At 63.9% G+C, this 20,661-nt stretch carries 16 protein-coding genes; 11 read left to right on the plus strand and 5 right to left on the minus strand.

What is annotated here, in order from left to right; all coding sequences use genetic code 11:
- The first annotated feature begins 7 nt into the window (after positions 1-7).
- Genes ATY75_RS22350 through ATY75_RS22385 form a run of 8 tightly spaced genes read left to right on the plus strand, consistent with a single transcriptional unit; the run spans position 8 to position 9,268 of the window.
- Complete coding sequence (locus tag ATY75_RS22350; protein ID WP_088939253.1) at positions 8-1,141, plus strand: ABC transporter permease; 1,134 nt, start codon at positions 8-10, stop codon at positions 1,139-1,141.
- Positions 1,116-2,180 (plus strand): ABC transporter ATP-binding protein, encoded by a 1,065-nt coding sequence (locus tag ATY75_RS22355; protein ID WP_190241408.1) that lies wholly within the window; start codon positions 1,116-1,118, stop codon positions 2,178-2,180. Before ATY75_RS22350 ends, ATY75_RS22355 begins: the two co-directional genes overlap by 26 nt.
- Positions 2,180-3,238, plus strand: coding sequence for an oligopeptide/dipeptide ABC transporter ATP-binding protein (locus ATY75_RS22360; protein WP_029532068.1), 1,059 nt, complete (start codon positions 2,180-2,182; stop codon positions 3,236-3,238). The genes ATY75_RS22355 and ATY75_RS22360 overlap by 1 nt, the downstream gene beginning before the upstream one ends.
- Positions 3,238-4,071 carry a 5-deoxy-glucuronate isomerase gene (locus ATY75_RS22365; RefSeq protein ID WP_088939255.1) on the plus strand — a complete coding sequence of 278 codons (834 nt, stop codon included), beginning with the start codon at positions 3,238-3,240 and terminating at the stop codon, positions 4,069-4,071. The genes ATY75_RS22360 and ATY75_RS22365 overlap by 1 nt, the downstream gene beginning before the upstream one ends.
- 53 nt (positions 4,072-4,124) lie before the next feature.
- Complete coding sequence (locus ATY75_RS22370) at positions 4,125-5,993, plus strand: glycosyl hydrolase (RefSeq protein WP_088939256.1); 1,869 nt, start codon at positions 4,125-4,127, stop codon at positions 5,991-5,993.
- Between the two features lie 11 nt (positions 5,994-6,004).
- On the plus strand, positions 6,005-6,823 hold the full coding sequence (locus tag ATY75_RS22375; RefSeq protein ID WP_088939257.1) for a TIM barrel protein: 819 nt from the start codon (positions 6,005-6,007) through the stop codon (positions 6,821-6,823).
- A 4-nt stretch (positions 6,824-6,827) separates the two neighbouring features.
- Positions 6,828-7,844, plus strand: coding sequence for a hydroxyacid dehydrogenase (locus ATY75_RS22380; protein WP_088939258.1), 1,017 nt, complete (start codon positions 6,828-6,830; stop codon positions 7,842-7,844).
- Positions 7,841-9,268 carry a mandelate racemase gene (locus tag ATY75_RS22385; protein WP_088939259.1) on the plus strand — a complete coding sequence of 476 codons (1,428 nt, stop codon included), beginning with the start codon at positions 7,841-7,843 and terminating at the stop codon, positions 9,266-9,268. Before ATY75_RS22380 ends, ATY75_RS22385 begins: the two co-directional genes overlap by 4 nt.
- 112 nt (positions 9,269-9,380) lie before the next feature.
- Here ATY75_RS22385 and ATY75_RS22390 read toward each other — a convergent pair whose 3' ends face one another.
- Complete coding sequence (locus tag ATY75_RS22390) at positions 9,381-12,539, minus strand: efflux RND transporter permease subunit (protein WP_088939260.1); 3,159 nt, start codon at positions 12,537-12,539, stop codon at positions 9,381-9,383.
- Positions 12,539-13,612, minus strand: a complete 1,074-nt coding sequence (locus tag ATY75_RS22395; RefSeq protein WP_088939261.1) for an efflux RND transporter periplasmic adaptor subunit — start codon at positions 13,610-13,612, stop codon at positions 12,539-12,541. The genes ATY75_RS22390 and ATY75_RS22395 overlap by 1 nt, the downstream gene beginning before the upstream one ends.
- A 344-nt stretch (positions 13,613-13,956) precedes the next feature.
- On the opposite strand from ATY75_RS22395, the gene ATY75_RS22400 reads away from it, so the two are divergent.
- From ATY75_RS22400 to ATY75_RS22410, 3 genes are all read left to right on the plus strand, one after another.
- Positions 13,957-14,643 carry a response regulator gene (locus ATY75_RS22400; protein WP_016736883.1) on the plus strand — a complete coding sequence of 229 codons (687 nt, stop codon included), beginning with the start codon at positions 13,957-13,959 and terminating at the stop codon, positions 14,641-14,643.
- 2 nt (positions 14,644-14,645) lie between these two features.
- A complete protein-coding gene (locus ATY75_RS22405; RefSeq protein ID WP_088939262.1) occupies positions 14,646-15,944 on the plus strand; it encodes an ATP-binding protein in 1,299 nt (432 codons plus the stop codon).
- Positions 15,945-16,038: 94 nt separating this feature from the next.
- A complete protein-coding gene (locus tag ATY75_RS22410) occupies positions 16,039-17,487 on the plus strand; it encodes an efflux transporter outer membrane subunit (RefSeq protein ID WP_088939263.1) in 1,449 nt (482 codons plus the stop codon).
- Between the two features lie 17 nt (positions 17,488-17,504).
- On the opposite strand, the gene ATY75_RS22415 is transcribed toward ATY75_RS22410, so the two are convergent.
- The 3 genes from ATY75_RS22415 to ATY75_RS22425 are packed head-to-tail and all read right to left on the minus strand — an operon-like array spanning position 17,505 to position 20,655.
- Positions 17,505-18,341 (minus strand): CoA ester lyase, encoded by an 837-nt coding sequence (locus ATY75_RS22415; protein ID WP_088939264.1) that lies wholly within the window; start codon positions 18,339-18,341, stop codon positions 17,505-17,507.
- Positions 18,338-18,790 (minus strand): MaoC family dehydratase, encoded by a 453-nt coding sequence (locus tag ATY75_RS22420; RefSeq protein ID WP_016736879.1) that lies wholly within the window; start codon positions 18,788-18,790, stop codon positions 18,338-18,340. Before ATY75_RS22420 ends, ATY75_RS22415 begins: the two co-directional genes overlap by 4 nt.
- Complete coding sequence (locus ATY75_RS22425) at positions 18,790-20,655, minus strand: biotin carboxylase N-terminal domain-containing protein (RefSeq protein WP_088939265.1); 1,866 nt, start codon at positions 20,653-20,655, stop codon at positions 18,790-18,792. Before ATY75_RS22425 ends, ATY75_RS22420 begins: the two co-directional genes overlap by 1 nt.
- Between the last annotated feature and the right edge of the window lie 6 nt (positions 20,656-20,661).

Here is a 20,661-nt window from a genome sequence, read left to right on the forward strand (position 1 = left end):
GAAACCAATGACTGATCAAGCCATCGCACTGATACCTGAACATGTCCGCGATTCCGATGCGGTCGCCGGGCAGTGGAAACTCATCTGGCGCCGCTTCCGCCGCCACCGACTGGCGCTTGGGGCGGGCGTCGTCATCCTGCTGATTTACCTGGTCGCCCTGTTTGCCGAGGTCATCGCCCCGGTTTCATCGCAGACCTACGATTCCCGCTACACCTATGCACCGCCCCAGCGGCTCAAAGTCGCCGGTTACGACGCGGCAGGACAGTTTCATCCGCTCTACGTCAACGGCTATTCGATGAAGGTCGATCCGATCGCGCTCAGCCGCACTTACGTGCCCGATCCGGCCGTCGTCATTCCCGTCGGATTCTTCGTCAAAGGCGAGCCCTATCGGTTCTGGGGACTGTTCGATTTCGACCGTCACCTGATCGGCCCGGTCGAGGCAGGAAAACCCTTCTACTTGTTCGGTGCGGACCGACTGGGCCGAGACGTCTTCAGCCGAACGGTGCATGGCACGCGTATTTCGATGTCCGTCGGGCTGATCGGTGTGGCGATCAGCCTCGTCCTCGGGATCATCCTTGGCGGCATCTCGGGACTTTACGGCGGCTGGGTGGACGACGTGATCCAGCGTTCGATCGAGCTCATCAACTCGATCCCGACCATCCCGCTATGGATGGGCCTTGCGGCTGCCGTTCCGATCAGCGCCGATCCGATCCTCGTCTATCTCTGGATCACCATCATCCTGTCGCTGATCGGCTGGACCGATTTGGCGCGCGTGGTGCGCGGACGCTTCCTGTCGCTGAAGACCGAGGACTTCGTCATCGCCGCCCATCTCGATGGCTGCTCCAGGATGCGCATCATCTGGCGGCACATGGTGCCGTCCTTCATGAGCCACATCATCGCCTCGGTCACGCTCGCCATTCCGACGATGATTCTCGCCGAAACCGCGCTCTCCTTCCTCGGCATTGGCCTGCGGCCGCCGGTGGTCAGCTGGGGCGTGCTGCTCCAGGAGGCCCAGAACATTCTCGCGGTCTCGAGCGCGCCCTGGCTGTTTCTTCCGGGCCTGGCGGTGATTGTCACGGTGCTCGCCCTCAATTTCCTTGGTGATGGATTACGCGATGCTGCAGATCCCTATGAATACTGACGTCAATCTCGCCGCCGCCGGTGGCCGGCATCCCGACCGCGACCCGCTGATCGAGGTCGACGACCTCAGGACGCATTTCTTCGGCGGCGCGGGCACGGTGCGGGCGGTCGATGGCGTCTCCTTTTCGATCCCGCGCGGCAAGACGGTTTGCGTTGTCGGTGAATCCGGGTCGGGCAAGAGCATCACTGGCCGCTCGATTCTCAATCAGGTGCCGCGCGGCGGGCGGATCGTCTCGGGCGCGATCCGCTATCGGCCCGATCCGGCCGCACCCGCCATCGATCTCGCGGCGCTTGATTCGCGCGGCCGCGACATGCGGGCGATCCGCGGCGCCCAGATCGGCTTGATCAGCCAGGAGCCGATGGCAGCCCTGTCGCCCGTCCATACGATCGGCAACCAGATGGTGGAGGTGATCCGCCTGCATCTGAAGATGGGAAAGAAGGAAGCGCGCGAACATGCCATCGAGACGCTCGCTCTCGTCGGCATTCCCAGGCCGGCCGAGCGCATGGAAAGTTACGCCTTCCAGTTTTCCGGCGGCATGCGTCAGCGCGTCTGCATCGCGCTGGCGCTCGCCTGCCGTCCGAAACTGCTGATCGCCGACGAGCCGACCACGGCGCTCGATGTGACCACCCAGGCCAATATCCTCGATCTGCTCGCCTCGCTGCAGGCGGAATTCGGGCTCTCGGTACTGTTCGTCACCCATGATCTCGGCGTGGTGGCCGAGATCGCCGACGAGGTCGTCGTCATGTATGTCGGCCGGGTGGTGGAAGCGGGTGATGTCGACACGATCTTCCACGCGCCCGTTCATCCCTACACCAAGGCCCTGCTGCAATCGGTTCCGCGCATGCACGGGCAGCCGAGCGAACGGCTCGCCACCATCGATGGCATGGTGCCCTCGCGTTTCGAGCGGCCGAAGGGCTGCAGCTTTCATCCCCGGTGCAGAGAGGCGAGGGCAGGGCTCTGCGATCAAGAAGATCCTGGGTCCGCTGTTATCGGCGACGGGCACGTCGCCAGCTGCCTGTTTTACGAAGGAAGACAATGATGGCTGGTTCCCAAACGCCGCTGAGCCCGCTGCTGGAACTCAACGATCTCAAAATGCACTTCCCCATCCGCAAGGGGGCGTTCCGACGGGTCGTCGGGCATGTCAAGGCGGTCGACGGCGTTTCGCTTCGCGTCGAGGACGGCGAGACGCTCGGCATTGTCGGCGAATCCGGCTGCGGCAAGTCTACCCTTGCCCGCACCGTGCTGCGCATCTATCGGCCGACGAGCGGCGAGATCCGCTACCGCGACCGCAGCGGCGGCACGGTGGATCTCGCGGCCATGTCAGGATCGGCCCTCGACGAAATCCATCGCGACCTGCGCATTGTGTTTCAGGACCCGCAATCCTCGCTCAATCCGCGCCTGCCCGTCATCGACATCATCGGTGAGGTGCTTGGTGTCAACGGCATCGCAAAGGGCCGGGAACTGGAGCACCGGGTCGCCGAGCTGATGCAGAGTGTCGGCCTGCGGCCCGAATATATGCGCCGTTATCCGCATGCCTTCTCCGGCGGCGAACGCCAGCGCATCGGGATTGCCCGGGCGCTGGCGTCCAATCCGCGGCTCGTCATCGCCGACGAGGCCGTTTCGGCGCTGGATGTCAGCGTGCAGGCCCAGACCATCAACCTCTTGCAGGACCTGCAGGAACAGTTCGGCCTGACCTATCTCTTCGTCGCTCACGACCTTTCGGTCGTCCGGCACATCTCCGACAATATCGCCGTCATGTATGTCGGCCGGGTGGTCGAAAAGGCGCCGACGGAGCAGATCTTTTCGCGCCCGCTCCATCCCTACACCGAGGCGCTGCTGTCGGCCGTGCCTATCGCCGATCCCAGGCTGCGCCGCCACGGCAAGCGCATCCGGTTGGGTGGCGAGGTCGCCGACCCCGCGCATCCGCCGCCCGGCTGCGCATTTCATCCGCGCTGCCGCTACGCCACCGAGCTTTGCAGGCAGGAAGTGCCGGCCCTGCGCACCGTCACGGCTGATGGGCACGCGGCGGCCTGCCACTATGCCGAATCCCTGACCCTCAATCCTTTTGCCGACCGTATCGTTCCGGAGTTCAATTGATGCCCGAATTCATTCCACGCTCCGAGCAGCGTCCCATCGTGGATACCTCCTCCAGGACGCTCGATCTCATTTACTTCGACCTCGTCACGCTTCCGGCCGACGGCCGGGACACGCGGCGGCTGGCCCTGCACGAAAGCCTCTACGTCGTGCTGTCGGGGCAGGTGGATATCGCGGTGGATGACATCACGTTCGAAGCGGTGGGCCGGCGAGCCGATATCTGGGGAGGCGATGCGGATTCGGTTTACGCGCCGGTCGACGCCAATGTCCGGATATCGGCCCGTGGCGGTCCGGCGGAAGTCGCCATCGCCGGCGGCCTTTGCGACACGCGATATGCGCCGTTCCGGGTGACCCCCGACGAGGTCGATGCGGTCAATGTCGGCTCGCCGGATACGCATAGCCAGCGGCGGATCGCCCACCTGCTCGGCCAGCGGCAGAACGGGCGCTGCGGCAATCTGCTGGTGAGCGAGCTCTATGCCGGCGAAGGCTGCTGGTCGGGCTATCCTCCCCATAAGCACGATACGGAAGACGGCGATGCCGAGACGTTGCATGAGGAGCTCTATCACTATCGTTTCCAGCCCGAGACGGGCTTCGGCAGCCAGATCACCTATGACGACAACGGCCCGGTCAAGATCCTGATGACCCGCAACGGCGATACTGTCCTGGTCGATCGGGGTTACCATCCGACCGTCACCTCGCCTGGCCACCGCGGTTACATCTTCACCATCCTCGTCGGCAAGCATCGCCGGGGCCTGATCCAGCGCTTTGATCCGGCGCATCAGCATCTGACCAAAACCATCCCCGGCATCGATGCGATGCGCGAAAAGTTCAAATAGCCTGCGCCGGCTCGGTCGGCATCGCCAGATTTCCGTCCTAGGAGAGACGATCCATGCGTGAACGTACGCGAATAGACGTTGATGCCGGCCAAGCCGTGCGCCCGTTCAACCGGTTCTGGCGCGGCACCGGCTTTTCGCCCGCCGAGCTGCTGCTCGAACCCGAAATGCGCCAGATGCTCGCCTATATGGGCGGCCTGCCCAACGAGGGCATCCGGTTCCTGCGCGTCCATTATCTCTACAATCTGCTGCGCGCGACCGGTGGTCCTGGCGGCTACGACTGGTCGCTGCTCGACCGGGCGCTCGACGTAATGATCGAGCACCGGCTGAAGCCCTTCTTCGAGCTGATGGGCAATCCCTCGGGCCTCTTCACTGACTATGAGGACATGGATCAGGTCAGGCGCTGGCGGGACCTGGTGACGGCAACGGCCGATCGCTACGGCGCGCGCTACGGCATGGACGAATTGCGGACATGGTACTTTGAAACGACGAACGAGGCCGATTCCGGCTGGTGGACCTATGGCATCAAGGGTTACACCAACTATTACGACGCCTGCGTCGCAGGGCTCGATGCGGTCGATCCCAGCCTGCCGATGGGCGGCCCCGGCACCGCCCGTACGCTCTCGCCGATCTTTCGCGCCCTGATAGCCCATTGCGATAGCGGCACGAGCTGCCTGACCGGCGACGGCCCGCCGCGCCTCGACTACATCTCGATCCACGAAAAGGGCGTCAACGGCAGCAAGGACGATCTGACGCCGAAGACGAATGCCATCATCGACCGCACGCTTCTCGTCGTCGATTATCTCAAGGAGCACCATCCGCGGCTGGCGGGCCTGCCGATCATAAACGACGAATGCGACCCGCAGCTTGGCTGGAGCGATCATCACAGCTGGCACGGCAAGGCCTATTACGCCGGCATCATCGCCCGCATCATCGAACAGCACGACCGGCGCATCATCGCTCCGAAAGCGGCGAATTTCACCTTCCTCAGCAATGACCACGCCTTTATCGGCGGCTGGAGCCAGCGCACGATCTTCGCCTATTTCGGCTCACGCAATTTCACCAAGGCGCAGTGGGAGCACAAGACCGATCTGGACAGGCTGGTGACTGACATCGATAGCGCGCCGCCCTTCGACATCATCAAGAAGCCTGGTCTCACATCGATGGAGCTGCTGGCGACGCTCGGTGACACCGTCTGCAAGGTGACGGCCGAGCCGCCGCTGACGCCCGATCAGGATGGCTTGGCGATCCTGCCGACACGGCTGCCGGGCGGCGGTGTTTCGATCAGCCTCATCCACAGCGTCGATGCCATCAACCGCTCGGGCCGGACCGCCGTCCGCCTGGAAGTCGGCGGGCTCGCTCCCGGCCGCTACGCGCTATGCCTGCTGCGCATCGATGAGGAATTCACCAATCCGATGGAGGTCTGGGAGGCCCAGCGCGACGAAAGCAATCCGCGCGGGCCCTTCGAGCCGGTCGGCGCGCCGCCCGTGCCTGATGAAGCGCAGTTTGCCGAATTGCGCCGCGCCCAGGAGCCTGCCCTGCTGCATCCGATCAGTATCGTCGAATGCGACGAGGGCCGGATCAGCGTCGATCTCGATGTGCCGTTGCCGTCGCTGACGCAGGTGCTCGTCGTCCCCGACACCGGCGCGCGCCCGGCCGCACCCACCGGCCTCGTCGTCGAACGCTACCTCGGTCTTGGCGGCCGGGAAGAGCGGATGCTGTTCTGGGCGGCCGGCGACGGCAGTCCCGCCATCTTCTACGATGTGCTCACCAGCACGGATGGCTTGACCTTCGAAAAGGTCAACCCCGCGCCGCTGATCTCGACGGCGTTCCTGCACATGTCGCCGCCGGCGGGCGCGCAATACGCGGTGCGCGCCCGGGACGCGTTCGGTCGCCACAGCGAGTTTTGTGCCTCTCGTCGATGAGCAATGAAACAATGGACATCGCTTATTTCACCAAGACCCTGGAAGGCCTGCCGCTGGAGACGGCAGCGGAGATCACGGCGGAGCTGGGCTTCGACTGCGCCGATCTTCTTATTCGCGAGGGTCACGCCGTCTCACCCGACAGGCCGGAAGCGATCGTCAAGGCGGTCAGGCTTTTTGCCGCGGTCGGCCCGCGCATTCCGATGGCGACCATCGACGCCACCCGGCCTAACGATGCTGTGTCCAGGCTTCTCGGCTTTTGCGGCGAGGCCGGCATCGGCCAGGTTCGGCTCGGCTTCTGGCGCTATGATCCGTCCCGGCGCTGGAAAGTTCAGGTCGATGAGGCGCGGCGCGACCTCGATGGCTTCGAGCGTCTCGCCGACAAATTCGGCATCAAGCTCACCATCCAGCTTCACGGCGGAACACTCCATGCTTCGGGTGCGCTGGCAGCGCAACTGCTGGCCGGGCGCGATCCGATGAGCATCGGCGCCTATCCCGACCCGGCCAATCAGCTCATTCGCGAGGGCAGCGAAGACTGGCGTCTGACCCTCGATCTTCTCGATCCTTGGTTCTGCTGCATGGGTGTCAAGAATTGCGGTTGGTTTCCCGGCGCTTACGGCGCCCGCGGCCAACGTGCATGGCATTCGGACTGGTACGGGCTCGACGAAGGCATGGTGCCCTGGAACGACATCGTCCCGCATCTCATCGCCACCGGCTTTGCCGGCGTGCTCTCGATGCATTCGCAATACCGGCTTCCCCGGGACCAGGCGCTCGACAAGGCCCGCGTCGATCTTGCCCATCTCAGGCGCCTCGTCGCCGCAGCGAAAGAGTAGAACCATGAGCAAGCAGGCTCCCGTCATCTCAGTCCTTTTGACCGAAAGGACCCGCCGCATGATGCTGGACGATGCGGCGACCGCCCGGTTGAACGGCCTCGGCGAGGTGCGCTGGCCGGCCGGCGCCACGATCGACGCTGCCGATGTCGACCGGCTGCTGCAAGGCGCGACGGCTTGCCTCACCGGATGGGGCACGCCGCCCTTCGATCCCGCCCTGCGGCAGCGGCATCCGCGCCTTTCTCTCGTCGCTCATTCCGCAGGCAGCATCCGCACGCTCGTTCCGGCGCGCCTGTTCGATGACGGCCTTCGCGTCAGCCACGCCGCCTCGAAAATTGCCGCCTCGGTTGCCGAATTCGTCGTCGCCGAAGCGCTGCTCGCCATGCGCGGCATTCACCGGCTGCATCATCAATTGCGTGGCGGCGGCGAATGGCTCGACGTCCGCGCCGCCGTGCCGCAAAGATTGCTCGGCGCCAGAACGATTGGCATCGTCGGCGCCGGATATGTCGGGCGGGCAGTCATGCGGCTGCTCGTGCCCTTCGGCTGCCGCGTGCTGGTTGTCGATCCCTATCTCAATGACAGCGAGGCCGCGGTACTCGGCGTCGTCAGAACAGGACTGAACGATGCGCTGGCGCAAAGCGATGTGATTTCCCTGCATGCGCCCGTCCTGCCGGAAACGCGTGGGATGATCGGCGCCCGCGAGTTGGCGCTGCTTCGCCCCGGCGCGCTGTTCATCAACACCGCGCGGGCCGAGCTGGTCGATGAGGCGGCATTGCTTGCCGAGCTCCGCTCCGGCCGCATCGAGGCGGCTCTCGATGTCTTCGACAATGAACCGCTGCCTCAGGACAGTCCGTTCCGCGATCCCGGGCTCATCAATGTCACCATTTCGCCGCATGCCGCCGGCCACACCGAGGAGGCGCATTTCGCCCAAGGGCAGGCCATGGTGGACGAGATCGGCCGGCTGCTGCGCGAAGAACCGCTCCATCACGAAGTATCGCGCGCCATGCTGGAGCGGATGGCATGAGCATGGAGAGAAGCATCGGAGATGCCGTGACGGCGCCGCGCATCAGAATTGTCGAGATCGATGCCTTCGAGCGCGATGTCAGCCTGCGCCTGCCGTTCCGCTTCGGCGCGGCAACCCTCGAAAGGGCGCCGCAGGCCTTCCTCAGAGTGCGTGTCGAGGATGAGGCAGGGAAAACCGCCATCGGCGCTGCCGCCGAAATGATGATGCCGAAATGGTTCGACAAAAATCCGGCCCTGACGCCGGCGCAGAATATCGATCAATTGCGCGGCGCGATCCGCGCCGCCGCCGCCGCATCGCTTGAAGCGTCCGCGCCGGCGACATTGTTTGCCGCTGCCCGCCTGAACGACATGGAAACCGTGCGACGGCTGCCCGGAAATCCTTTGGCCGCCAGCTTCGGACCTTCGCTTGTCGCCCGCGCAGCACTCGATGCCTATTGCCGCCTTGCCGGCATTTCCGTCTTCGATGCGGTGCGTGGCAACCTGGTCGGCATCGGCGGTTCGATGTTGCCTGGCGATATCGACGCGGATGCAGCGTCAGCCGTGCTCGCTGGCCTTCGTCCCGCCGGCTCGATCGCAGCCCGGCATACGATCGGGCTTCTCGACCCGATCACCGAGAGCGAGATCGTCGATCCCGTCGACGACGGCCTGCCGCAGAGCCTCGAGGCGGTAATCGCGCGCTACGGCAATCGCTGGTTCAAGATCAAGCTTTCCGGCGCGGTCGATGCCGATATCGACCGGCTGGCGCGGATCGCCGCCGTGCTCGACCGTCTGCCCGGTTACCGGGTGACGGTCGACGGCAACGAACAGTTCGGCGCCGCCGAACAGCTTGGCTTCCTGCTGGCACGGATTGACTCAACGCCCCGGCTGGCCAGGCTGCGCGCGGCCATTGCCTTCGTCGAGCAGCCATTCTCACGCGAGATCACCATGGAAACGCCGCTCGGGGATCTGGCGGCGCAATTGCCGTTCCTGATCGATGAGAGCGACGATGGCGACGGCGCCTTCGCCCGCGCCCGGCGGCTCGGTTATACCGGCGTCTCGTCGAAGACCTGCAAGGGCATTTACCGCTCGCTGCTGAAGGCGATCCGCATCAGAACGGGAGGCGTGTCGGGGCTGTTCCTCTCCGGCGAGGATCTGACCTGCCAGGCCGGGCTTGCCGTGCAGCAGGATCTGGCGCTGGTTTCCCTGCTCGGCCTTTCCCATGTCGAGCGCAACGGTCATCACTATGTGGCCGGCATGCAAGCGGCGCCGCAGGCGGAGAAAGCGCGCTTTGCCGCCGCCCATCCCGATCTCTACGAAGAGGGTGTCGACGGGCCGCTCCTGTCGATCCGCGACGGCCGGATCGCCATCGCTTCGCTCGAGGTCATCGGCTACGCCAGCGGCGTCTTGCCCGACTTCGAGGCAATGGAGCGGCTGTCCACCGAATAGCAGGACGCGCAGGCGGCTTGTGGCCGCCTGCGGGGGAATACGTCCCGCGGTCTTGTTCCGGGGGAGGAACGCGACCGAAGAGGTTGCCGTCACCGGCTGCCGACTGGTGAGATCATCTCTGACCTTGCCCTCGTCTTGCCTGCTCGGGCTGGAAGGCGATCGCCGCGTGATCGTTGGACGCATGCGGTTTATCCCCGGCGATGTCCTCGATCAGTCCGAGCCGGCGCAGGACCCGTTTGAGGATCTGTTCGAAATCGTCGACGAAGGTGAAGATGACCGGGATGACGATGAGGCTGAGCAGCGTCGACATCACCACGCCGCCGATCACCACGATCGCCATCGGCTGGCGGAAGCTCGAATCGCCGCCCATCAGGCTGAGTGCGGCCGGCAGCATGCCCGAGGCCATGGCGATGGTGGTCATCACGATCGGCCGCGCGCGCTTGTGGCAGGCATCCACCAAGGCGTCGAATCTCGACATGCCACGCTGGCGCGACATGATCGCATATTCGATGAGCAGGATGGAGTTCTTCGTCACCACGCCCATCAGCATCAGCAGGCCGATGACCGCAGGCATGGAGAAGCTCGTCCCGGTCAACACCAGCGGCAGCAACGCGCCGCCGAGCGAGAGCGGCAGAGCCATCAGAAGGGTGAGCGGCTGCAGGAAATCGTGGAAGAGCACAACGAGAACCGCGTAGATGCAGAAGACGCCGATTGCCATGGCAAGCGCAAAACTCTGGAACAATTCCGAACTGCGCTGAAGTTCGCCCTGTTCGACCAGGGTGACGCCCGACGGCAGATGCTGGAGCGCCGGCAGCGCCTGCGCCTCGCGGTTGACGTCGCCGAGGATGCGGCCGTTGAGTTCGACCGAAAGGGTGACGTTGCGCATCCGATCGATGCGGTCGATCTCGGACGGGCTGCCGCCGATCCTCACATCGGCAATCGATCCGAGATCGACATTGCCGTGCGTTCCCGCCACCCGCATGTTCTTGATGTCGTCCAGATTGGTGCGGGTCTCGGGCGAGAAGCGGACAACGATCGGAATCTGCCGCTGAGGCAGGTTGAGCTTCGGCAGATCGGAGGAATATTCTCCGTTGGTCGCCACGCGCACCGCCTCGGCGACGGCGCTCGATGTGATCCCGAGCGCGGCGCTGCGCGCAAAGTCGGGTGTGATCTGGATCTCGGGTGCCTGCCGGGCTGCGGTCGACGTCACTGCGCCGATGCCCTGCAGCGAGCGGAGCTGTTCCTCCAGCGCCGTGCTGGCGTTGTCGAGGACGTTCGCATCGTCGCTTGCGAGCGTGATCTCGAGTTTCGTGCCATTGCCGCCGCCGCCGACCGCCACACGCACGCCGGGAAGGACGGAGAGCGCCTGCCGGATGTCGTTTTCGATTTGCGATTGCTTGCGGTCGCGCTCATCGATGGGCGGCAGCACGGCCACGATCGTTGCCGATCCGACATCGGTCGTGGTGCTGGCATCGGGGCCGCCGCCCGAGGAGGTCGAACCGACGGCGGAAAAGACATGCGTCACGTTGGGAAGCTTGCCGATAATATCGGCGGCCTTCCTGGCCGTGGCATCCGTCTGCTCGATGGTGGCGCCCGGCTGCATGGTCAGTGTGACCTGGGTTCGCGCGTCGTCGGACGCCGGCAGGAAGCCCGATTTCAGCAGGGGGATGGTCGAAAGCGAAAGCGAGAGCGCGACGACGATGGCGGTGACGGCCACGGTGGTTTTCCTGCGGTTCATGGCGGCCTTCACGATTGATATATAGGCGCGCATGATCCGGCCGTCCTTCTCCTCGGTCGGATGGGCCTTCATGAAATAGGCGGCCATCATCGGCGTCAGCAGGCGCGCGACCACCAGCGAAGCGAGCACGGCGACGGCGGCGGTGATGCCGAACTGGCGGAAGATGAGGCCCGGTATGCCGCTCATGAAGGCCGTCGGCAGGAAGACCGAGACCAGCGTGAAGGTAGTCGCGATGACCGCAAGCCCGATCTCGTTGGCCGCTTCGAGAGCGGCGTCGATCGGCCGCTTGCCCATCTGCAGGTGGCGGGCGATGTTTTCGATCTCGACGATGGCATCGTCGACGAGGATGCCGACCACCAGCGACAGCGCAAGCAGCGTGACGATATTCAGGCTGAAGCCGGCAAAATACATCACAAGGAAGGTCGGTATGACAGACAGAGGCAGCGCCACGGCCGACAGGATCGTCGCGCGCCAGTCCCGCAGGAAAAGCCAGACGACGATGATCGCCAGGATCGCGCCTTCGTAGAGCATGTGCATCGAACCATCGTAATTGCCGATGATCGGTCCGATCGTGCTGTAAGCCTCGTCGATCTGAGCGTTGGAGTGCTTGGCTGCGAACGCCTTGACTGCCTGGTCGACGGCGGCGGCAACACCGCTGTCGGAAAAGCCGTTCGAGCGCTTGATCTCGACCGCGATCACCGGCTTGCCGTCGAGATAGGCCATCGAGGAGCGTTCGGCGAAGCTGTCGGTGACGGATGCGACGTCGTCGAGGCGAACCTGCTGGCCGTTCGCCAGCGGGATTTTCAGCCCTTTCAGCGCCTCGACCGACGGCAGGGCGCCGAGCGTGCGCAGGGTCTGGCGGGTGCCGCCGATTTCGCCGAGGCCGCCCGAGGTATCGGTCTGCACTGCCTTCAGCTGCGCCGATACGGTGGCCGCGGTGACGCCCAGCGACGCCATCGTCGCGGGATCGAGATCCACATGAACCTCTCGATCGATCCCGCCGATGCGGTTGACTTGCCCGACGCCGGGCACCGACAGCAGCGCCTTGGTCAAATCATTGTCGACGAACCAGGAAAGTTCGGTCTCGTTGAGAGCGGTCGAGCGGACGGCATAGGTGACCAAAGCGGAGCTCTGTACCGTGACCTTGCTGACGACAGGTGTTTCCATCTGCGCCGGCAGATCGCCTTTGACGCCGTCGACGGCATTGCGGACTTCGTTCAGGGCCGTTTCGCTGTCTTTTTCCAGCTTGAAGGACACCTTGATCGAGACGGTGCCGTCCGTGATCGTCGTGGTGATGTGATCGAGATAGCTGAGCGCGGCAAGGCCATCCTCGATCTTGCGGGCGACCTCGGTTTCGAGCTGCGTCGGTGCGGCGCCTTCGAGCGTCGCGGTGACATTGATCGTCGGAAGGTCCATATCCGGGAAATTCTGGATCGGCAGCTGCTTGAAGGCCAAGAGGCCGCCGACGGTCAGCATCACAAACAGCAATATCGCCGGTACGGGGTTGCGGATCGACCAGGCTGAGAAGTTCATCAGTTTTTCTCCGCAATCTTCACGAGGTCATTGTCCGACAGGAAGGCGCCGCCCGAGGTGACGACCTTTGACGAGCGATCGATGCCGGAGACGATTTCCACCTCGCCATTGTTGCGGCGGCCGGTTTCCACCCTGACCCTTTGCACCCGCTGATCGTCGCCTGAAGTGAAGAGGTAGCTGATCCCGTCCCGGAACACGATCGCCGTCTCGGGAACGGTCAGCGCCAGAGAGGTCTGCAGTTCGATGTTGCCGGTGACATAGAGACCGGTGCGCGGACGGACATCCGTTGGAAGCGCGACATAGACGATTGCCCGGCTGGTATCGGTGCTGATCGAAGGCCCGACAAGCCTCACCTTGCCGTCGATGACCTGGCCGTCCGGCCCGTTGATCTTGACGCTCAAGCCTTCAGAGATACGCAGGAGATAGCGCGCGGAAATCTCGGCCTGCCATTCGACACGCTGCTGGCGGACCATGCGGAACAGCTCGGTGCCGGTGGAAACGACAGCGCCGAGATTGGCGGAACGCGACGTGATGAGACCGTCGTCGACGGCCGTGATCGTGGTCTGCGCAAGCTTGATCTTTTCGCTGTCGAGTGCGGCCTCTTCGGATGCAAGGCTTGCGGTCGCCGTCTGCTCGTCGGCCAGGTATTCGACGATCTTCTCGTCGGAAAGCGCGCCGGAAGGACGCAGCTGCCGTGCCCGGTCGGCATTGGCCTTGGCCTTCGTCAGACTTGCCTTAGCATTCTCGACGGCCGCCTCCTGCTTGCGAAGATCGGCGAGCACGATTTTCTGGGAAAGCCGGACGAGCGTCTGTCCCTTCGTGACCACGGAGCCGACATCGACTAGGACATCGGTGATGCGCAGGCCGCTTGTTTCAGAGGCGATGACCGCCTCCTGCCAAGGCTTCAGCCAGCCGCTCGCGGGCACGGTTTCCGGCCAGTCACGTTGCGCAGGCGTCGTCAGAGAGACGGTGAGAGCGGTTGCCGTGGCCGGTTCCGCCATGGCAAAACGGGCGGGCGAGCCAAACGCTGCCACAAGGAGAACTGCGGCAAGTATTCTGGATGATCTTCTCAACAAAACATTCCTTGTGGTCAAAGGCACATGCCTTTGGATCCGCGCGAACACGACGAAGGAGTGCCGCTCATGTCGAGGCAACCCGGTCGTGGTGCGCGTTGATGTCATGGGCAGGATAAGTAACGGGGCGAACGTTAAGCGCGGTCAAGTTAGTGTTAAGTTAGGTAAAACTTGGCCGGGTCAGCGTGCTTTTGCGGTATGGCTTGCCCGGATTCGAGCGTGATGCCGAAAAGTGTGAGCGGTTTTCGGACGACATCATGCTCTAACTCTTTAATTTAGAACAGGATTCAGATTTCAGGCCGAGCCGGCCTAAAATCATCCTGTTCTAGTGACGGACAATGCAAATGAACAAGGTTCTTCTCATCGATGACGATGCCGAGCTGACGACGCTTCTGCAGGAGTATCTGGTCGAAGAAGGATATGACGTCGTAACCGATACGGACGGCCGCGCCGCCATTGCCGCGGCCGCCGGCAATACGGTTGATATCATCGTGCTCGACATCATGATGCCGCGGATGAACGGCATCGAGGTGCTGCAGCGGATCAGGAAGCTGAGCCAGGTCCCCGTCCTGATGCTGACCGCAAGAGGCGACGACGTCGACAGGATATCTGGCCTCAATCTCGGTGCCGACGACTATGTGCCGAAACCCTGTTCGCCGGGGGAACTGGCGGCAAGGCTGCGCGCCATCCTGCGCCGCGCGGGTCAGACTGGGGCGGGCGCATCGACCGACACGATCAGGGCAGGGCAGCTGGTGATCCATTCCGGCAGCAGAAGCGCCGAATGGCGCGGCGAGACTTTGGAGCTGACCGGCACCGAATTCAGCCTGCTCGAGGTTCTCGCTCGCAGTGCCGGCCAGTTGGTGTCGAAGCAGGAGATTTCGAAGCGGGCCTTCGGCAAGCCGCTCACGCCGTTCGACCGCCGCATCGACGTCCATATCAGCAGCGTTCGCCAGAAGCTCGGGCTGCGGGAGGACGGGCAATCCTGGATCCAGTCCGTCCGCGGCCAGGGCTACCAACTTCTCGTGGACTGACCATGCCCCGGCTTTTCTGGAAGTTTTTCAGCATCATATGGCTAACGATGGCGGTAACTGTCGGGGCGATCATCCTCCTTGTGAATATAATCGAGGGAGCTCCTTTCGCGCGAGAGCGGGAGGAAGGACGACGAACGATCGTCCTTGATCTTACGGCGGACATGCTGGTGAGAGACGGTGCCGCCGCCGCCTCGCATTTCGTGGGCCTAAACGCAGAGACGCTGCCGCCGGGTCTGACGATTTCCAAAACGGAAAATGCCGATGCATGCGCGAGCACGAAGACTGCCGATGCGAGACTCGTCCCGGCAGAGGGCGCCTGCTATCGGATTTCCTTGCCGGTCCAGCCCACCTTCGCGATGGAGAATATTGGTCCGTTCATCCCGTGGTTCACGATCTTGGTCGCGAGCACGATATCGGCCTGGGCACTTGCACGATATCTCATTCGTCCCGTCGTGCATCTGCGCGACGGCTTGAGCGCGCTCGCCCATGGCCGTTTCGACTTCCGCATCGGCGACAAGATGGCCGGGCGAAAGGATGAAGTCACCGCACTTGCCTATGATTTCGATTCGAGCGCCGCTCGGCTTCAGGAGCTTCAGGATGCGCAGCAAAGACTGTTCCATGACGTCTCACATGAACTGCGCTCGCCTTTGTCCCGCCTGCAGGCAGCCGTCGGCGTCCTCAGGCAGAGTCCCGCCAAACTCGGCTCCATGCTGGATCGTATGGACCGCGAGGTCGAACGGCTCGATACGCTGGTCGGCGAGGTCTTGACACTTGCCAGGCTGACGGCGGGATCCAGCCTGCCGCTGAAGACGCAGACCGTGGATGTTATCGAGCTCCTCAACGAAATCCTCGGCGATGCAGCGTTCGAAGCCCAGGCGCGGGAGGTCTCGATCACGACGAGCGTCGACGGCATCTTCCGTGCCGAGGTCGAAGGCGAGCTGATCTACCGGGCACTCGAAAACGTCCTCCGCAACGCCGTCAAGCATACGGCGGAGCATTCGCACATATCGGTGTCCTGCGAAGCGGCGGCCGAGCGTCTGACGATCCGCGTGACGGATCAGGGACCGGGTGTCGGGCGGGACGAACTCGAACGCATCTTCCAGCCGTTTTCCCGCGGAAAGGATGCCGTGCCGAGAAGCGGATACGGCTTGGGCCTCGCCATCACCCGGCAGGCGATCGAGCGCCATGGCGGGCGCGTGCACGCGGCCTTGCCGGAGGCGGGCGGCCTGGCCATCACGCTGGAGCTTCCGAGAAGACCGACGCCCTATGGCGCGGGCGGCGATGAAAGCCGATCTCGATGAAGGCGGGGTTTACCTAACTTTACAATTTCTTAACCGCCATTAACGCTGGCGTCGCTAAGCCTGAACCCACGATCCCGGTTCAGAAGGCTCGCCCGTGAGTACGTCGCTTCGCACAAGATTATCACCTCTCCGTTATGCCGCATCGCTCCTGACAATTCTGCTGGCGGGCTGCGTCAGCGGCCCGGATCACGTTCCCCCGCAAATGCCGTTGCCCGCCAAATTCGAGGAGGGCGGCAGCACGAGCAACGGCAATGTCGTGACGGCTGAATGGTGGACGGCCTATCGCGATAAACGGCTCAACGGCTTGGTGGCCCATGGCCTCCGTGAGAACCTCGATGTGCTGCAGGCGCTCGAAAGCATCAATTCTGCTTCCGCCAACGTCACCGTCGCCGGCGCCGGAGGCCTGCCGAGCCTGACTGTCGGCGCATCGCACACGCTGTCCGGCGAGAAGGGCCGGCTGCGCACGAGCGTCGGCACCACGAACACATCAGGCGGCGAAGCCAGCCTTTCCTGGCTGCTCGACTTTTTTGGCCAGTATCGCCGTTCCAGGGAAAGTGCAATCGCCTCGCTCGGGGCCGCCTATGCGACGGCCGACAATGCCAAGCTCACCTTTCTGAAAGATTTCGTCGAGAGCTATATCGACGCCCGCTACTATCAGGAGCGCATCGCGCTGTCGCAGGCGAGTTTGAAATCTCGCCAGCAGACCTACGAACTGACGCAGCTGCAGCTAAAAGCCGGTGCGGCCTCCCGCCTCGACGTCGTGCAGGCCGAAGGCCTGGTGCAGTCGACAAAGTCCGACATTCCCGGCCTCGAAAAGAGCTTCACGGAATCGGCCCATCACATCGCCACGCTCATCGGGATGCCGGCATCCTCGCTGATGGGTGAGCTGCAGAAGAGTGCGGGCCAGCCGGTCTTCCGCGGCGATCTCCGCGCCGGCATTCCGGCCGATCTCATTCGCAACCGCCCCGATATCCGCAAGGCCGAACGCGAACTGGCGGCGGCCGTCGCCGATATCGGCGCGGCCGAAGCCCAGCTCTATCCGTCGATCACCTTGTCCGGCTCGATCTCGCCGAGCTGGGTCAAATCGTCGGGCGCCAAAGGCGCAAGCCTGACCAGCTGGTCCTTCGGGCCATCGCTCAACCTGCCGATCCTCGATGGCGGTACGTTGCGGGCAAATGTCGATATCGAAAAATCCGACGCCAGGACCCAATATCTCGCCTGGAAAGCGGCGGTGCTGAACGGCGTCGAAGAGGTCGAAAACGCGCTGACGGCTGTTCGCCGCGACACGCAGACGCTGGAGCCGCTGCGCCGGCAAGTAGAGACGGCGCAGGAATCGCTCGCGCTTTCGACCGTAAGCTACAAGGATGGCGCCTCGTCGCTGCTCGATGTCCTCGACGCGCAGCGTTCGGTCTCCGATGCCGAGGCAAGCCTTGCCGCCACCGTGCAGCAGGTCGCCAAGGATTATGTGGACCTTTATGTCGCGATCGGCGCCGGTTACCTCGAGCCGGAGCGTGCCTCCAAGCCAACGGCAAAGTCGGGCTGATTGGCCGGAGGGTTTTGCTATCGCCCAGCACTCTCCAGAAGGCGGAGCGCAAGCTTGAGGTGCGGCAGATCAAGCATGCGCCCGTCAAGCTGGATGACACCGGCGTCGGGCTGGGCGGCAAAGGCGGCGGCGACCTTTTCCGCCCAGGCGACCTCGGATACATCCGGCGTGAAGGCGTGATTGATCGTTTCCACCTGGCTCGGATGGATGGCCATCATGCCGGAGAAGCCGTCGCGCCGGGCGCGGCCGACATAGGCCCTCAGGCCGTTGAGATCGCGAAAATCGGGATAGACCGTGTCGATCGCCGGAACGGCTGCGGCATGGGCGGCGAATAGGGTGAGCGAGCGGGCAAGCTCGTAAGGCGGCGTATAGCGGCCGTCCGTCCTGCGCGCGGTCGAAGCCCCGATTGCAGCCGGCAGATCCTCGGCACCCCAAGTCAGCCCGCAGAGACTGTCCGAGACATCCCGATAGCTGCCGATCTCGAAGATCGCCGATGGCGTTTCGGTCGCGATCGGCAGGATGGGAAGGGCCGATGCCAGATCGCTTGCAAGCTGCCGCACGGAAGCAGCGCCTTCGGCCTTCGGCAGCATGAGCGCGAAAGGCTGAAGACCGCTCAAGACGGCGAGGTCGTGTTCGAATTCCGGCGAGGCGAGGGGATTGATGCGGATCAGGAGAGCGGTCTCGGCGGCATGGCGCTGCACGAATTCGTGCACGCTGTCGCGGGCCTTTGGCTTGTTGGCCGGCGCGACGGAATCTTCAAGATCGAGAATGACGGCATCGGCGCCCGAGGCGAGGGCTTTTTCGAAGCGGTCCGGCCGGTCGCCGGGCACGAAGAGCAGCGAGCGCAGCCTCATGACGGCTTCACCTTCAGCATGGCGGTGCGCAGGCACTGGCAGACGATCTCGTCGCGCTGGTTCAGCGTGATGTGCCGGAAGGTGACGATGCCGGCATCGGGGCGGGAGTTCGAGCGGCGCAGTTCCATCACCTCGCTTTCCACCCTAAGCGTATCGCCGATGAAGACCGGTTTCGGCATCGTCACCTTGTCATAACCGAGATTGGCGACGAGCGTGCCGAGCGTGGTGTCGCCGACCGAAAGGCCGACGGTCAGCGCGAAGGTGAAGGTGCCGTTGACGACAATCCGGCCGAACTCGGTGCCGGCCGCATATTCGGCATCGAGATGCAGCGGCTGCGGATTGTGGGAGAGCGTCGTAAACAGCAGATTGTCGGTCTCGGTGACCGTGCGGCGGATGGCGTGGGCGATGCGGTCGCCGATTGCCCATTCGTCGAAATAGCGGCCGGCCATCACTCCTCTCCCTTCATGACGGTGACAACCAGCTGGTTTTCCGAGACCCTGGCGCCGGGGGAAACCTGCAGTTTTCCGACAATGCCGTCGAAGGGCGCCCGCAGCGTATGTTCCATTTTCATCGCTTCGACCGTCAGCAGACGGTCCCCCTTGGTGACCAGGGCGCCCTCGGTGACCTCAACCGAAATGACGAGGCCCGGCATAGGCGACAGGATGGCGCCGTCGCCCACGCCGTGATTTGCTTCGACCTCTCCCGCATGCGGCAAGCCGATCGGCCAGGCATTGCCCGCATCGAAAAGCACCGCCGCTTCGCCTATCTCGACGGCATTCGCTTCGAGGTCGGCGCGCGCGCGTCCCCAATGGAGGTGACCGTCGATGCGCACGCGCACGCGGCTGTCACTTGGTCCGGCAATGCGGAAGCCGGTCAGCGCAGACCAAGGATTGCCAACCATGCCCTTCGAAAGTGCCGTCGCCGCCTTGTCGATGACGGTTTCATCAGGCTCGCTCGTCACCAGGTTTTCGCCGTGGCGGTCGAGGAAGCCGGTATCGATCCGTGCGGCGCGAAAATCCGGGTCAGTGGTGATGCGGGCGAGAAGGCCGGCGTTGGATCTGACCGGCCAGACCTCGATGCCGGCACAGGCGAGGGCGAGTTTCGAAAGGGCGGCCTCGCGGTTCGGCCCATGCGCGATGATCTTGGCAATCATCGGATCGTAAAAGGCGGTGATCTCATCGCCCTCAACGACGCCGCTGTCGACGCGGACCGTCGTCGGCAGTTTGAGATGGTCGAGCCGGCCGATCGAGGGCAGATATCCGGCGGCGGGGTTTTCGGCATAGAGCCGGGCTTCGAAGGCCCAGCCCTTCATGGTGATCTCGTCCTGGCTTTTCGGCAGAGCTTCGCCGCTCGCGACCTTCAGCTGCCAGAGGACCAGATCCTCACCCGTGATTGCCTCGGTGACCGGATGCTCCACCTGCAGGCGCGTGTTCATCTCCATGAACCAGATGCGGTCGGGATGCAGGCCCTGGGAAGCATCGGCGATGAATTCGATCGTGCCGGCGCCGACGTAATTCACCGCTTTCGCGGCCTTCACCGCCGCATCGCAGATCGCCGCGCGGGTGGCGGCATCGAGGCCGGGGGCAGGAGCCTCTTCGATAACCTTCTGGTGGCGGCGCTGCAGCGAACAATCGCGTTCGAAGAGATGAACGCAGTTTCCGTGTGTGTCGGCGAAGACCTGCACCTCGATATGGCGCGGATTGGCGATATAACGTTCGATCAGAACGCGGTCGTCGCCGAAGGAAGCGGTCGCCTCGCGGCGGCAGGAGGCGAGAAGCTCGGCGAAATCCTCACACCGGTCGACGCGGCGCATGCCCTTGCCGCCGCCGCCGGCAACGGCCTTGATGAGCACGGGATAACCGATGGCATCGGCCTCGGCCGCGAGCCTTGCCTCGCTCTGGTCCGGCCCGAGATAACCGGGGGTGACGGGCACGCCGGCCGCCTGCATCAATTCCTTGGCGGCGTCCTTGAGGCCCATGGCGCGGATGGCGGCCGGCGGCGCACCGACCCAGATCATGCCGGCCTTTTCCACCGCTTCGGCGAATTCGGCATTCTCCGACAGGAACCCGTAACCGGGATGGATGGCGGCAGCGCCGGCTTTGCGGGCGGCATCCAATATCCGCTCCTGTGAGAGGTAGCTCTCCCGGGCAGGCGAGGGGCCGATGGCGAACGCCTCGTCCGCTTCCCTGGCGAAGGGCAGGCCGGCATCGGCGTCGGAATAGACGGCGATGGTGCGGATGACGAGCATCTTTGCCGTGCGGATGATGCGGCGGGCGATTTCGCCCCTGTTGGCGATGAGAAGACTTTCCATCATGGCCCG

It is taken from the genome of Rhizobium sp. N122 (assembly GCF_002211295.1).
Classification (GTDB): Bacteria; Pseudomonadota; Alphaproteobacteria; order Rhizobiales; family Rhizobiaceae; genus Rhizobium.

Excerpts from the sequence above, each read along its gene's own strand:
- ATY75_RS22350 (WP_088939253.1), top strand. The coding sequence starts at position 8 with ATGACTGATCAAGCCATCGCACTGATACCTGAACATGTCCGCGATTCC.
- ATY75_RS22355 (WP_190241408.1), top strand. The coding sequence starts at position 1,116 with ATGCTGCAGATCCCTATGAATACTGACGTCAATCTCGCCGCCGCCGGT.
- ATY75_RS22360 (WP_029532068.1), top strand. The coding sequence starts at position 2,180 with ATGGCTGGTTCCCAAACGCCGCTGAGCCCGCTGCTGGAACTCAACGAT.
- ATY75_RS22365 (WP_088939255.1), top strand. The coding sequence starts at position 3,238 with ATGCCCGAATTCATTCCACGCTCCGAGCAGCGTCCCATCGTGGATACC.
- ATY75_RS22370 (WP_088939256.1), top strand. The coding sequence starts at position 4,125 with ATGCGTGAACGTACGCGAATAGACGTTGATGCCGGCCAAGCCGTGCGC.
- ATY75_RS22375 (WP_088939257.1), top strand. The coding sequence starts at position 6,005 with ATGGACATCGCTTATTTCACCAAGACCCTGGAAGGCCTGCCGCTGGAG.
- ATY75_RS22380 (WP_088939258.1), top strand. The coding sequence starts at position 6,828 with ATGAGCAAGCAGGCTCCCGTCATCTCAGTCCTTTTGACCGAAAGGACC.
- ATY75_RS22385 (WP_088939259.1), top strand. The coding sequence starts at position 7,841 with ATGAGCATGGAGAGAAGCATCGGAGATGCCGTGACGGCGCCGCGCATC.
- ATY75_RS22390 (WP_088939260.1), bottom strand. The coding sequence starts at position 12,539 with ATGAACTTCTCAGCCTGGTCGATCCGCAACCCCGTACCGGCGATATTG.
- ATY75_RS22400 (WP_016736883.1), top strand. The coding sequence starts at position 13,957 with ATGAACAAGGTTCTTCTCATCGATGACGATGCCGAGCTGACGACGCTT.
- ATY75_RS22405 (WP_088939262.1), top strand. The coding sequence starts at position 14,646 with ATGCCCCGGCTTTTCTGGAAGTTTTTCAGCATCATATGGCTAACGATG.
- ATY75_RS22415 (WP_088939264.1), bottom strand. The coding sequence starts at position 18,341 with ATGAGGCTGCGCTCGCTGCTCTTCGTGCCCGGCGACCGGCCGGACCGC.
- ATY75_RS22420 (WP_016736879.1), bottom strand. The coding sequence starts at position 18,790 with ATGGCCGGCCGCTATTTCGACGAATGGGCAATCGGCGACCGCATCGCC.
- ATY75_RS22425 (WP_088939265.1), bottom strand. The coding sequence starts at position 20,655 with ATGATGGAAAGTCTTCTCATCGCCAACAGGGGCGAAATCGCCCGCCGC.